Below are 14344 nucleotides of genomic sequence, written 5' to 3'. Positions count from 1 at the left end.
CGGCATTATTTATTCCTTTTAATAGCGTATTTACGGCTTCTTTTAGAGCGTTTAGCTGGGGATTGCTACCTTGCAAAGTGATGAGCCTATCTATTACGCCACTTGATTCTATATGGTTAAAAATTTCTAGGGATTCTTTGACTAGGGCTGCGTCTTGGTCTAGGTTTTTTTGGGTATTTTCTACATTTTCGTTGATTGCCATTGCCATTGCGCCTAGCTCATCTTTTGCTTTTGGTTGCAAAAATGGTGGCAAGACATCGGTTTTGTGATTTAGATAATCAAAAAATCCAAACAGCTGGCTAGAAATATTATCAATCCTGCTTACAACTCGTTTGCTAATGTAGATAAACACCACAGATACGATAAATACTAATGAAACAACAATGCTAAATAACACGATATTGCGGAGGGCATTTACAGGGGCTATGACTTGCTCTTCAGGGAGGGCAAATACCATACTCCAATAAGTCCCGCTACCTTTGCCCGCTTCAAAGGATTTTACCCCTGTCCAGCTTATGTCGCCATTGCTTGTGCGGTATTCGTAAATGCCATCTTTTTTGTCTGTTACGCCTTTTGCTAATTTAGAAGCGGAGGGGGTTTTATTTACAGATAGGAGTTCTTCGCCCTGCCATTCTTTGCGAGGGTGGATAATAATCGTGTTGTCTTGGGTAAGGACAAATGGCACGACACCTTCGGCTTTTAACGCCTCTTTGGCACTTGATAAAATCTCATCGCCTATGTTGCTAGCTTCTATAAGTAGCCCAACCACGCCTATGACTTTGCCATTTAAAATAATAGGGACATTTAGCGATACGCCATAGACTTCGCCTATGCTTGTTAGTCTCTTAAATGCGGGGTTGCTAATAGCGATTTTGCCACTACTCATTGCTTTTTGCAAGCCCTTAAAACTCGTAAGCACAGGGTCTGCATCGATTATGCTTATGCCACCTTTTGTATCTGGGGTTTTGTCTCTAGCGATGATTAAAAATTCGCCATTTGGAAGTCTGTGTTTGGCGTTTTTTATCCCTCCTAGTGGGGTAGAATCTTGCAAATACACATAGCCTAGTGTCGCCCAAGGATTGTTATCAAGCGTGCTTGAAATGGTGCTTTGCAAAATTTCTTCATTATCAAAGCGCGGATTTGATAGCACATATTCTATGCTTCCTCCGCTAGATTCTAGCATAGCAAAGGCTTCATTTATCTGGTCTTGCAAAAAGCTAGCAAACCTTGCTGAAATATTGTCGATTAGCTTGTGGGATTCTTCAATCTGTATGCTTGAGCTTCTTTTTATGATTCCAAATGCCATAACAAGCATACATAGCATCACTATGCCATTGATAAACAACGCTACTCGCGTGCCAAGTTTCATATTTCTCCAAGATTCCATTTTCTTACTCCTTATGTCCCCGAATTAGATTTTCCCCTGTTTTCCCTCTATTTGTGTGTAATGCCAAAAGATTTTGCCACAATCTTAGCGCACTTTTGATGTGTTAGAATGTGGAAAATAGCCTAACTTTTTAAGGTTTCTAAAAGATTGTATTGTAAGAAAAAATATCTTAAAATATTCTTGTGTTTTGGATTATTTCTGCTTTTTTCGCAATAATCCGTATTTTTTTCGTTTTTCCCATAGACTTTTGCGACTCATACCTAGCTTTTTTGCTAGCTCGATGTCAGGGTAGCGATTTTCAAACCTCGTAACGATCGTTTTGACATAATCTGTGATAGACATTATGTCCCCTCCGATTTCTTGGGTATTTGGTATGGAGCAAATATCAATGATTTGAGGGAAAAAGATTTTGTCTGTGGAGATGCACGACATAATAAAAGGATACTTTGTAACCGCTTCTAAAAACTCCCTTCGTTCGCTCCTTTTTAGCTCTTCTAGGTTTGTGATATATGAGATTTTGCTTTTGCGAGGGGATTGCTCTAGTAGCTCTTTGTAGTCGGTGTTTTTTAGCGTGATAAAATCAAAGGATAGATTTTTGTCTTTGGCATATTTCATCGCATAAATATCCGCGCTTCTTTGTGAGGTGCTTTTGATGACAAAAGGCGGGCTATATGAGATAAGATGAGGGGTGTTTAGCTCGCTTTGGACGAAGTTGAAATATGAATTATAAAAGCTAAGTGTTTTTTGGATTTTGGCAAACTCGTGGTAATGAGCGATTTTGCGCAAAATCTCATCGGTAGAAAATGGTTTTAGCACGCAGTCTTTTGCGCCTGCTGAGATTGGCTTTTTTATGGTGTCATCATTGGCATAAGATACTAGCATAATGATAATAGAGCTATTTGCGTGCTTTTTTATGAATGTTTCACAGGCGTTGTCATAGAGATTTGATGAGATGAGTATGACATCAAAATCTGCCCTATCTTTTGGTATCTCTGTGGATATGGTGCATTCATAGCCTGCTTCTTCAAGATTGCCTAGCAGGGATTCTGCGAGGTATATTTCTGGCTCTAAGATAAGAATTGTCATTTGTGTCCTTTGTTTTGGGATTTTACTTTTTTGCTAGATTTTGGTTTTGTCAAAATCGCGCTTAGATTTTGCTAATTTTAGCTAGATTTATGCGCGGGCAATATCTTATGTCGGGTAAGATTCTATGTTTTTTGCATAAGATAGCCAATCAAATCGTTTTAGCAATGCTGAAGTCATCACGCATACCCCCTCGCCACGCCCGATAAATCCTAGCTGCTCTGTGGTGGTGGCTTTGATATTTACCGCGTATAGCGGGATACTTAGAAGTGTGGCGATGGACTCTTGCAAGGCGCGTTTATAAGGGGATATTTTTGGGATTTGAGCGATAATCGTCATATCGATATTGTTTATCACAAAACCGACATTACCCAAAAAATCTACCACTTTTTTTAGCAACTCTTTAGAATCGGCATTTTTATACGCATTGTCATTGTCTGGAAACCACTCTCCTATATCGCCCGCCCCTATCGCGCCAAGCAGGGCATCTATAAGGCTATGAAGTGCTACATCGCCATCGCTATGAGCCTTAAACCCAAATTTAGATTCTATCTCCACGCCTCCTAGCACCATTTTTTTGCCACTCTCAAAGCTATGCACATCGATTCCGTTTCCTATGAAAATATCTCGTATCTCGTTGGTGTGGCTTGTGTCGCTATGGATTTTGCTTGCAAAATCTGATAGTTTTTGCAAATCGTGGATAAAGGTTAGCTTATGCAAGGATTCTTTGCCTTGTATAAAAGCGACTTTGCCACCATTGGCAGTTATCGCGCTACTCTCATCAGTATAAGTTTCGTATGTTGCGTGAGCGTTTTGTTTGTTTGAAGTAGCATTTAGCGCACTAAGCAAAGAGGCGGTTTTTGAGAGTTGGGGGGTTTGGATACGAAGCAGGGATTCGCGCTTAATATATGTGCTTTCATACACCACTGTATCAGGCACGCATAGAGTTGGCACTACGCAATCAATATCACTTGAAATCTCTTTATTGTTTGTAGTTTTTTTTGGCGTCTTAGATACTATCGCTTCGCAAAAAAGCCTTTTTATAATGTCATAATCAATCCCAAATCTTGCCACATCGCTTACTAGCACCCATTTTGTTTTTACCGCTTGTAGCGCGTTTAGTAAAGAATCTTGGCGAGAATCCCCGCCCGTTATGATTTTGTAAGGACACATTTTTGACATATAGCCCTGCTCGGCGGCATTTGCGCTAAGCAATATCTCTCCAAAATCAAAAAATTTTGCACATCGATTTGCTAGAAATAACCACAATGGTTCGCCATTTATGCTAAGCCATTGTTTTTTTACGGGGAAATGCTTTGTAAAGCGGGTAGATTCTCCCGCACTTAGCAAAATCAAAGTAGTCTCTTTGGCAAAAGAAGTGAGATTGCAATGCGTGATAGAATCCATAGAAGAAATGTTGTTTGTGGTGGTTGTCGCCATATAGATTTTATGCCTTTTTGGTTTGATTTTAGGGTAGAAATTATACGATTTTTTGTCAAATATTGGATTTGAAAAATGCGTAAAAAATACACAAAATCTATTTTGTGAATATTTGAAAAACGCGTTTGAATGCGTTTGGGAAAAAATGGATTTTGCGAGTTTAAAATTTTGCGGGGATTTTGGTAGATTTTGCGCATATAGAGATTGATTTTGGCTTGGAATATTTAATGCTTGCAAGATGATAAAAAATATGGCAACGACACAAAAAGGGCAAAATCTAAACTAATATTTTTGTGGCTTTGGCTTAAAATGGCTTGCGTTTGGGCTAGATTGACTAAAATAGCTTAAAAAATTTCATAAAGGGGCGTAATGCTTAATGGCAAACATATCTTAATCACTGGTGGCACGGGGAGCTTTGGCAAAAAATTTGTAGAAATCGTGCTAAAAAAATACCGCCCAGCAAGGCTTATCGTGTATAGCCGAGATGAGCTAAAACAATATGAAATGAGTCAAGTTTATAATGATAAATCGATGCGATATTTTATCGGTGATGTGAGGGATTTGGCGCGGTTAGAATCCGCGCTTGTGGGGGTTGATATTTGCATACACGCAGCTGCGCTCAAGCAAGTCCCAATCGCAGAATACAACCCCACCGAGTGCATAAAAACAAACATAGATGGCGCAAGCAATGTCATCTCTGCGTGCCTAAAAAATAGCGTAGGGCATATCATCGCCCTATCCACCGACAAAGCGGCAAATCCTATCAATCTCTATGGCGCGACAAAACTTTGTTCAGATAAACTTTTTGTAAGTGCAAACAACATAAAGGGGGCGAAAAAATCGCTTTTTAGCGTGGTTAGGTATGGCAATGTCGTGGGAAGTCGGGGGAGTGTTGTGCCGTTGTTTAAGCGACTTGTCGCGCAGGGGGCAAAAGAGATTCCCATCACGGATTTGCGAATGACAAGGTTTTTTATCACTTTGGAGCAGGGGGTGGAGTTTGTGCTAAAGAGTCTAGAGAGAATGCAGGGGGGCGAAATATTTGTCCCCAAAATCCCAAGTATGCGCATAACAGAGCTAGCAAAAGCACTCGCTCCAAATCTGCCTACTAAGCAAATCGGCATAAGGGCGGGAGAGAAACTGCACGAAGTGATGATTCCGCTTGATGATTCAAGGCATTGTTTTGAGTTTGATGATTTTTATTTGATAGAGCCTAGTATTGTTTTTCAATCGCCTATTGATTATGCCAAGACGCGCAATGGCGAAGTGGGCAAAAAAGTAGTAAAATCTAGTGATAGCGCACAAACAGAGCAAGTGCAAAATCTACAAGATGGATTTGAATACTCAAGTGATAAAAACACGCAATGGCTAAGCGCAGAAGAGCTAGTAAAAATCGCTAATGAAATGTAGTGGATTTTGTGGGGGATTTAAGGGGGTTTGGTGGGTTAGGTTTTGGGATAGTGGTTGTATAAAGGCTATGATAGATTTTGCTAGCGTTGTTAGGATTTTAAAAAAAATATTATAAATTTAAGCGAATTTTAAGTTAGGGGGGGGGGTAGTATTTTGTTTTTAGTTTTTGTTTTGATTTGCGTAGTGGCGTGTGGATTTTGTATTGTAAGGATTTTGTATGCAAAATGACAAAACATAAGGGCTTAAAAACGCAATACGCAACGCATAAATAAAATCTAATAAATAAAAATTATTGATTAACTATTTTTTGTTAGAGTTTCAATCAATAATTTTTATCAGTCAGTTAGTTTTATTGACTTATCTCAAGCGATGGGCTTAAACATAAGATTTTAAGCAACTTTAATCAAAAAGGCTTTACAAAAAGCCTTAAAATCTACAAAAACACAGGGATACAAAATGGTGCTAAAAGTAATGATAGGCGTGCTAGGAGCGGTGGCTTTGGTGGTGGTAAGTATAGCTGTCATCAAAGTGCAGGATTCACAAAAAATGCGAATCGAAAAAATGACACAAAACCTAGACTCCATACGCAAAATGCGAAATGGCAAAAGCGGATATGCGGGGACAGACTATATATCTAGTGAGAAAAACTTGCAGGAAAAATGGATGTGGGGAGGGGGAAAAAGCGGTGGCAGAGAGCAATAAAACACAAAATCTAAAACACTTCAATTTTTTTTAACTTTGATTTTTGTCTAACTAGCGATTTTAGGCAGACTTTTATCACCCCCTACAATCAACCAAAACACACCAAAAAACACTTCACATAAAACACTAAAAACCCAAAATCTTAAAAAAACTTTAAAAGCTATGGCACGCAAAATCTTACTTTCTATCTAGCGTCTTTATCTCGCTTTGGATTTTTTCTAGCTTTTGTAGGACTTCTTGCAGGCTAGATTCTAGCTTTGATACCACTTCTTTTGGTGCGTTTGAGAGGAATCTATCATTTTTTAGGTTAGATTCTAGCTTTTCGCGCTCTTTTTGTAGTTTTGTCTTTTGGGCATCTAGCCGTGATAAAATCGGCTCTAAATCAATATTATCTAGCGGCAAGTAGCATTTGACTCCCTCGCCTATATCCACCACGCAATTTTTTATATCTATTTGCGTGCTATCAAGCATTTGCACAGATTCTACTCGCGCTAGCTTTTGGATAGATTCTAGGGATTTTGCATTGTTTTTTACGCGTTTGTCAAACTCGATATAGGCTCTCTCTATGGGCTTATTTGCCAAATCCACGCTAGCTTTTAGCCTGCGCAAAGAAATTATCGCATTTTTTATGCTTTCAAATTCTGCTTCTATCTCCAAATCCCGCGTAGATTCGCTAGGAAACTCCGCAATCATAATGCTTTGTGCGCTCTCTAGCGTTTGCCCCTTTAGGCTGTGATATAGCTCCTCACTGATAAATGGCATATATGGGCAAAGCAGTTTTAGCGCGTCTATTAGCACCGCTCCTAGCTCGTGTATCGCCTCTTTTTGAGCCTTTGCTAGCTCGATGCACCAATCGCAAAATTCCCCCCACAAAAAGCGATAAAGCACACTTGCCCCATCATTAAACCGATATGATTCTAGCGCGTTTATAATCTCGCTAGTTGCGACATTTAGGCGAGATTTGGCATATTTGCCAAGCGGGGTTTTATATTGTGATATTTGGCTAATCTCGCAAAATCCATTGAAGCTAGAATCTATTTGATGAGCATATAGTCGCAAAAATTGCGTGGCGTTAAAAAGCTTGTTTGCAAAATTTTTGCTGATTTCTAGTTGTGCGCTTGATAGCCGTATATCACGCCCTTGAGCGCAAAGATAGGCTAGGCTAAATCGCAGAGAATCCGCTCCGTATTTGTCTATCATTTCTAACGGGTCTATGACATTTCCGCGTGATTTGCTCATCTTTTGTCCATTTTCATCGCGCACTAATGCGTGCAGGTAAATATCTCTAAATGGTAGTTTGCCAAGCAGGGATTCCCCGCTAAAAAGCATTCTAGCTACCCAAAAGAAAAGTATGTCAAAGCCCGTGATAAGCAGTGAATTTGGATAAAAGTTTGCCAAATCATCGGGGGCGTATGGAGTGCTAGAATCGTTGTTGTTGAGATATTCTACCCTCCCTCTAACCCCATCCGCAAGGGAGGGGGGATTTTTTTTATCATTTATAGTCCCCCCCGCCATATTTTGATAATTTGGGGAGGGGGGATTTATGTTGTCTGTTTTTTGTGGATTGCCACGCTCGCTATCGCTCGCTCGCAATGACGGAATATCGCTATTTGCGCTAAAATCCGCATTTTTACTATAATCTTGCGATACATAATCCACACCATTTTTTCTATCAATCGAAGTTGGTGAGGTGGTGCTTGTGGAGTTTTTTGCAGATTTTGGGAGTGAGCTAGGCTGTATCGCCTGCGAACCCTCAAAATCTACAAAATCTATGCAATGGCTACCCGCAGACGAATTGCCATTACCCAAAGACGAATTGCCCCAGCCTAGCGTGCTAAACGCCCACAACCCCGAACTAAACCAAGTATCTAGCACATCTTTTTCTTGCACCACCTCACCGCCACATTTTGGACAGCTAGACTCTACTTCATTTTTGGAGGCAAAGCGATGGAGGCATTTTGGATTTTGACAATCCCAAATAGGAATCCTATGTCCCCACCATAGCTGACGCGAGATGCACCACGGGCGAAGCTCCCTCATCCACGCGTTAAAATTATTTAGCCACGCGCTTGGATAAAATTTTGTCTCGCCATCATTTACGCGCTTTATGGCGTTTGTGGCGACTTCTTTTGAGACAAACCATTGTTTTGAGATATATGGCTCGATTAGATTTCCGCAACGATAGCAAGTGCCAACTTGATTTTGATAGTCCTCCGTTTTTAGCAAAGCACCGCAAGAATCTAGCGCGGCGACTATGTCTTCTCTAGCTTCTAGTCGCTCTCTCCCTGCAAACCCTTGCGCGTTTTCATTAAAGATTCCCTTTTCATCAAAGATTACGAGGTTTTCTAAGCTGTGCCTTTTGCCGACTTCATAGTCGTTTATATCGTGTGCGGGGGTTACTTTTACCACGCCCGTGCCAAACTCCATATCTACCGCGCTATCGGCAATTATGGGGATTTCTTTTTCTAGCAGTGGCAGTATGACTTTTTGTCCGATTAGGTGGGCGTAGCGAGAATCGTTAGGATTTATCATCACAGCGACATCGCCAAAAAATGTCTCTGGGCGCGTGGTGGCGACTACAAGGGCGTCTTGTGGGAATGTGATTTTGTCGTTGTGAGTAAAAGTGTCTGCATTTGCGTGGTAGTTTATTTCTAATTGATTTTTGTCGGGCTTAGATTTCGTAGAAATCAAAGTATCTCGCTTGCTATTTGAGCTTTGAGATACTTCGCTTTCTTGCGCTCCATCAGTATGACAAATTTTTGTTTGTGGATTGCCACGACTTGCCGTTGGCAAGTCTCGCAATGACGATTTGGCATTAGATTCTAGGCTAGATTCTAATGGAGATTTTACCCTCCCCCTAACCCCCTCCGCAATGGAGGGGGGATTTTTTTTATCATTTATAGTCCCCTCCGCCATATTTTGATAATTTGGGGAGGGGGGATTTATGTTGCCTTTTTTTTGTGGATTGCCACGCTCGCCTTGCTTGCTCGCAATGACGCAATCGCTAGAATCTATGCCATCATTTTCCCTCACAATTCTAGTATTTGCGGTGCTGCTTGTGGAGTTTTTTGTAGATTTTGGGGGTAAGCTAGGCTGTATCGCCTGCGAACCCTCAAAATCTGCAAAATCTCTACAATGATTACCCAAAGACAAATTGCTTTCGCCCAAAGACGAATTGCCTTCAACGATTTTATAAGCAATATAATACAACTTCGTCTCTTGCGCTTCATACTGCACCTCAATATCGCTTAGCGCCCCATCGTGCGTGCACCAATTCACCATATAATCCCCCTCATAAATTAGCCCCTTTTCATACCACGCGACAAATGCTTCTCTCACAGCTTGTTGCAAGCCTTTATCCATCGTAAAGCGCGTGCGCGATAGCGCAGGAGAGATGCCCAAAGCCTCCATTTGTCCCAAAATCTTGCCACCAGATTCCTCTTTCCACTCCCATACTTTTTTGATAAATTCTTCCCTGCCTAGCTCTTCTTTTTTGATTCCTTTTGCTAGTAGTTGCTTTTCTACGACATTTTGGGTGGCTATCCCTGCGTGATCAAGTCCGGGCTGATATAGCGTGGTGTAGCCCTGCATTCGCTTAAATCTCACGATAATATCTTGCAAACTAAGCGTCAAAGCGTGTCCTATGTGTAGCACGCCCGTTACATTTGGTGGGGGCATCATTATGCAAAAATGCGTGTCTTTTGGGTTGATTTTTTCGCCGTTTTTTTGCTTTTTGCGCAATCTTTCTTGGCGTTTTTGGGCTATATCTGCGTTGCCCTCTATCTCAAAATACCCTCTATTTTTGCAGATTTCATAGATTTTAGATTCTATGGCTTTTGGGTTGTAGGCTAGCTTTTCTTGTGCGTCTTGTGTGGGGTTTTGCTGATTTTTATTGTTTGTTTTTTTGCTCATTGTTGCTCCTAAATCGTTGTAGATTCTAGCGCGTATTTTTTAAAAAGTTCGCCTCTCTCTTTGTAAGAGCTAAATTGGTCTAGGCTAGCAGCGGCTGGGGATAGTAGCCCTACAAAAGAGGCGATAAAATCTAAATCCTGCTTTGATTTTGCGTTAGGGCTAGATTTTGCGTTAGTTTTGTGGCTAGATTTTAGAAAATCTTGCATATCTTGCTCTCGCGTATTTTTTATAGAATCTATCGCAGTTTTTAGATTTTCACAGGCAAGCGCGAAAATGCGATATTTTTTTGCTAGCGATAAGATTTTAGCTTCATTGCTACCGATGGCAAATAGTTTGACAAGGCTATTGTCGCTATTTGTAGCACCAAAACCATTTGCTAGCAGTGAAAAAATAGGCTCAATATCTGCTCCCTTATCATCGCCACCAAGAATAGCATAAATGCGCCTGCCTTTGTATCGCTTAAATGCTTGCAATGTCGCATCAGTATTTGTGCCTTTGGAGTCATCTACCCATAGCCATTTAGTTGTTGGGCTAGAAGTTGTGTGTGTGCTTTTAGCTAAGCAAGGCTCATAAAACTCCTCGATTCTGTGCGCTCCTATGTGAAAAGACTCTAGCCTATCCAAAAAATACGCCAAATTCGCGCTAGATTTTGAGCTAAAATCTGCGTTAGTTTTTGCGCTAGAATCTAGCAAGCCTATTTTTTGTGCCAAAAGTGCGCCACTTAGTGCCACAAGGCTATCAAGCAAAAACGGCTCTGCAAAGGGGATAGATTTTGCCCCCACTCCACAAAACTCCGCCAAAGAGCTAGAATCTACATAAAAAATCGCGCTATCTTTGCCATTTCTAGCCACATATTCTTGCACGATTTTTTGCGTTTTTAGCTCTTGTGGGAGCAAAGCAAAAGAGTTTTTATCCATTCGGTTTAAAACACGCAGTTTGTCCTCCACATAGCCACTAAAGCCATTATGCCAGCTGATATGGTCTTGACTAAGGGGCAAAAGCAGGTAAATGTGCGGGGTGGCTATGTGTGCGTAGTGCATAGCAAATGAGCTAGATTCTAGCACCCACAAAGGCGCGGTAAAATCGCTAAAATCCTGCGCTTTTGTGTCCCTAAAATTCGCAAGATTTTTAGCATATTCCCTTGCTAGCGTGGTAAGCGGTGTGCCGATATTTCCCCCGCTAAGCGCACCAAAAGATTTTAGCAAGTGGGTTAGCATTTGCGTGGTGGTGGTTTTGCCATTTGTCCCGCTTATCCAAATACTTTTTAGACTAATATCATTTGCGCTCATAAGCTCCCATACAAAATCATATTCGCCGATAGGATTTTGTGCTAGCGAAAAATATTTATGCGTAGGCAAAATCCCGGGGCTTATAAATTCTAAGCTAGATTCCCTCGCACAAAACGCGCTAGGTGGGAGCAAGATATTGCCATTTTTATCGCTTTGTTCGCATTTGCCAAAATCCTCTCTCAAATCGCTACTTTTTTCATCACTAGATTTTGGATTTTTAGCAAATTTATCATCATATATTTTGCAACTTTTGCCAAGAGAGTTTATAAACTCCACAAAAGGCTTGCTTGTAACGCCATAGCCAAAGACGCTAATGTCGTTTGGAAACAAATGCGGTGGAATCTTTAGCGCGGATTTGTCGCTAGATTTTGCTAGATTTTGCAAAAAATCGTTTTTGCTCGCCATTAGCGCACCTTTATGCTAAGCAGGGCGATTAGATTTACTAAAATTGCAATTACCCAAAATCGCACAATGATTTTGTTTTCTGCCCAGCCTTTTTTTTCAAAATGATGATGGATAGGCGCCATAAGGAAAATGCGCTTTTTGCGCGTCTTGTAGCTGCCGATTTGAAGCATCACTGATAATGTCTCTATGACAAAGACAAAGCCGATTAAAATCAGCAATACTTCGTTGTTTGACACCACCGCCATATATGCCATAAATCCGCCGATAGATAGGCTACCACTATCGCCCATAAATACTTGTGCAGGGTGGCAGTTATACCAAAGAAATCCTAGCAAAGAGCCGATAAGCGCGACACCTACAACCATTAGTTCGCCTGCATTTACTTTTGGCAAAAATAAATACTTGCTAAGCTCGATATTGCCCGATAAATACACAAACACACAAAGTGTAAAAATCGCGCAGATACTAGGCACGGTGGCTAGCCCATCTAGCCCATCAGTTACATTTACGGCATTGGTGCTAGCTAAAAAAACAAGCACCCAAAATGCGAGCATTAGCGCGGGGTAGTTGCTTAGCTTAAAAACGGGATTTTTGACAAAGGGGATATAAAAATCCGAGCTTAAATGCGCACAATAATACAAAATCAAACACACGCCAAAAGAAGCGACAAACAAAAACAGCATTTTAGAGCGCGCACTCATTCCTGCGTTGGTTTTGTGAGATATTTTCATATAGTCATCTTTTGCGCCGATGAGTCCAAAAAGCACAAGCACGATGATGCCAAGCGTGGCAAAGATATTGCTAAGCTGGACGCAAAGAAGTGAGGCTAGAGCGGTGCTAAAGATAAATACTGCCCCGCCCATCGTTGGGGTGTTTGATTTGCTTTTGTGTGCGGGGACATAGCGTGAGATAGGCTGGATAGATTTTCGCTTCTTTGCCCAAGAGATAAAATATGGCATCAAAAACACGCATAGCAAAAATCCCACAAAAAAGCTAATCCCTGCGCGAAATGTAAGGTAGCGAAAAATATTTATATCAAAATATGAGTAGAGGTAGTAAAGCACGGATTCTCCTTAAGGTGCGATTATTTGGTGGAGGTTTTGTAGGGTTTTTGTGTCTGTTTTTTGTGCTTAGATTTTGTGTGGATTTTATAGTTTGTGGATTTAGATGATTTAGATAGTGTTTAGTAAGATTTTAGGCAAACAAAAACATTAGGCTCAATCCAACTTAAACAGATTTTCTCTTATCAATTTTAGCAAGATTTTATACAGATCTTGCTGTTTAATTTGAGTATTATATCTAAATTCTGTTTCTTTTAAGTGAAGCAAGAAATTCTCTTTTTTGATTCATTTAAATTTGCTTAATCTATGCTTTGCATAACCACTTTTGCTTGTAGTTGCGAGTGAAACGAAGCAAAAAAATTCTCAATGCCATTTATGTGGTTTTTGCCTTTTGCAAACTCATTTTTGCTATGTTTAACACGATAATGTGCTTTTGCCACTTTTGCTTGTAGTTGTAAGCAAAATAAAGCAAAAACACAAGTGTTTTTTTACCTGCTACACGCCCTCTTTTGCCTCTTACTCTTTTAGCACCCAAAATCTATATTAAAAGATAGCTTTCATCAACTTCAATTTCGCCTTGCATTTTAGAAGTTTTCTCACATTCTTTTGCGATTAAGATTCTAATATTTTGATGATTTTATTGATACTTTGGCGAGAAATGTTGCTTAATTTTGCAATTTTAGAAGCCTCAATATCAAGACTTCTTGCAAAAGCTATGAGTGTAAGCGAAGTAGAAACATATTTAAGAATCTTTTTTTAAATCTATCTTGTTTTTGCCTTGTTTTAGCCTCTGAAATTTTTGCAAAGGTTTTTATTATGTGGTGATATACTTGTTTTTCATCGTGTGAATCATAACTTAAAGCTCATTTGTGTGGGATTAAGTTAAATATAGCCTTATTTTATTTTGTTTTGGTTTTCGTTTGGTTTGTTTTGTTAAAAGCAGGTTGTTTTTTCGTTTCGTGTCATTTGTAGTTTAGTTTTGTTTGTTTTTATTTTGGTGTAATGCAGGGGCTACTTTATTTGGTATTGTTTTATTTTACTTGCTTGTATTTTGTGTAAGCTATCTGGTTTTTTATTTAGCGTCATTGTAAGCAAATGCGACTTTATCAAAAGTAGCATTTGCGTGGCAACTCACATTTCCCCCTCCCGTGCGTTAGTGGCAACGCTTCTTAAAGTCCCCTCCCTTAGCACGAGGGGGTTAGGGGTGGTTTTTTGCGATAATTTGCATTGCTATCATTGCTAGATTTTGCCACAAAGACAAGTCATAGCAACCTATAATTCTAGCTCACCCATTGCGCCCTATAACCCTAGCTTACCCTTGCGCTATTGTGTTTTATGTATAAAATCTAGCTTTGATTTGCGTGAGGATTTTGTCTATTTCTCGCAAAATGTTCTTTCTAGCAAGTTCGTGTGATCTTTGGGACAAAAAGCATTCGTTACCCTGCCTTACAAAGCCATTTTGCCTAAACCAAAAAAACGCTTCTAACGCTAAATCCCCTACCAAAATCCCCTCTCTCATAGCAAGACATAATCATAATATTTGCTCGTTTTTGTGTCGATTTTATGCTTAAAATCATTTGATACAAATCCGCGTGCAAATCCCACTGCCAATATAAATTTATAGCCACAAAGTGATTTTGCGATATAATCAAATCCAC

9 protein-coding genes and 1 pseudogene are annotated in these 14344 nt (G+C 40.1%); 2 read left to right on the top strand and 8 right to left on the bottom strand.

The window, feature by feature from the left end:
- From ACWIX0_RS08210 to ACWIX0_RS08200, 3 genes are all read right to left on the bottom strand, one after another.
- A partial coding sequence (locus tag ACWIX0_RS08210) for a PDC sensor domain-containing protein (RefSeq protein WP_454173521.1) occupies nt 1–1387 on the bottom strand: 1387 nt, incomplete at its 3' end.
- Between the two features lie 192 nt (nt 1388–1579).
- Nucleotides 1580–2473: a response regulator gene (locus ACWIX0_RS08205; protein ID WP_454173519.1), complete on the bottom strand. Its 894-nt coding sequence runs from the start codon at nt 2471–2473 to the stop codon at nt 1580–1582.
- 105 nt (nt 2474–2578) lie between these two features.
- A complete protein-coding gene (locus tag ACWIX0_RS08200) occupies nt 2579–4147 on the bottom strand; it encodes a bifunctional 2-C-methyl-D-erythritol 4-phosphate cytidylyltransferase/2-C-methyl-D-erythritol 2,4-cyclodiphosphate synthase (protein WP_454173517.1) in 1569 nt (522 codons plus the stop codon).
- A gap of 132 nt (nt 4148–4279) precedes the next feature.
- Here ACWIX0_RS08200 and pseB point away from each other — a divergent pair, with 132 nt between their 5' ends.
- Nucleotides 4280–5317 (top strand): UDP-N-acetylglucosamine 4,6-dehydratase (inverting), encoded by a 1038-nt coding sequence (gene pseB / locus ACWIX0_RS08195; protein ID WP_454173515.1) that lies wholly within the window; start codon nt 4280–4282, stop codon nt 5315–5317.
- A 456-nt stretch (nt 5318–5773) separates the two neighbouring features.
- Nucleotides 5774–6019 (top strand): hypothetical protein, encoded by a 246-nt coding sequence (locus tag ACWIX0_RS08190; RefSeq protein ID WP_454173514.1) that lies wholly within the window; start codon nt 5774–5776, stop codon nt 6017–6019.
- A 177-nt stretch (nt 6020–6196) separates the two neighbouring features.
- On the opposite strand, the gene ACWIX0_RS08185 is transcribed toward ACWIX0_RS08190, so the two are convergent.
- From ACWIX0_RS08185 to ACWIX0_RS08165, 5 genes and pseudogenes are all read right to left on the bottom strand, one after another.
- Nucleotides 6197–9931 carry a valine--tRNA ligase gene (locus tag ACWIX0_RS08185; RefSeq protein WP_454173512.1) on the bottom strand — a complete coding sequence of 1245 codons (3735 nt, stop codon included), beginning with the start codon at nt 9929–9931 and terminating at the stop codon, nt 6197–6199.
- A gap of 8 nt (nt 9932–9939) precedes the next feature.
- The gene (locus tag ACWIX0_RS08180; protein WP_454173510.1) at nt 9940–11625 is read right to left on the bottom strand and encodes a Mur ligase family protein; all 1686 of its coding nucleotides are present in this window, start codon (nt 11623–11625) and stop codon (nt 9940–9942) included.
- Nucleotides 11625–12689 carry a phospho-N-acetylmuramoyl-pentapeptide-transferase gene (mraY, locus tag ACWIX0_RS08175; RefSeq protein WP_454173508.1) on the bottom strand — a complete coding sequence of 355 codons (1065 nt, stop codon included), beginning with the start codon at nt 12687–12689 and terminating at the stop codon, nt 11625–11627. Before mraY ends, ACWIX0_RS08180 begins: the two co-directional genes overlap by 1 nt.
- Before the next feature lie 153 nt (nt 12690–12842).
- Nucleotides 12843–13382: pseudogene (locus ACWIX0_RS08170) on the bottom strand (IS1595 family transposase); the annotation flags it as partial.
- Nucleotides 13383–14149: 767 nt separating this feature from the next.
- Complete coding sequence (locus tag ACWIX0_RS08165) at nt 14150–14344, bottom strand: hypothetical protein (RefSeq protein WP_454173506.1); 195 nt, start codon at nt 14342–14344, stop codon at nt 14150–14152.

The sequence above is a fragment of the Helicobacter sp. T3_23-1059 genome, from assembly GCF_053654515.1.
This window is presented reverse-complemented; position numbering and strand designations above follow the sequence as displayed.

Coding starts and splice junctions, on each gene's coding strand:
- ACWIX0_RS08205 (WP_454173519.1), bottom strand. CDS start 2,473: ATGACAATTCTTATCTTAGAGCCAGAAATATACCTCGCAGAATCCCTG.
- pseB (WP_454173515.1), top strand. CDS start 4,280: ATGCTTAATGGCAAACATATCTTAATCACTGGTGGCACGGGGAGCTTT.
- ACWIX0_RS08190 (WP_454173514.1), top strand. CDS start 5,774: ATGGTGCTAAAAGTAATGATAGGCGTGCTAGGAGCGGTGGCTTTGGTG.
- ACWIX0_RS08185 (WP_454173512.1), bottom strand. CDS start 9,931: ATGAGCAAAAAAACAAACAATAAAAATCAGCAAAACCCCACACAAGAC.
- ACWIX0_RS08180 (WP_454173510.1), bottom strand. CDS start 11,625: ATGGCGAGCAAAAACGATTTTTTGCAAAATCTAGCAAAATCTAGCGAC.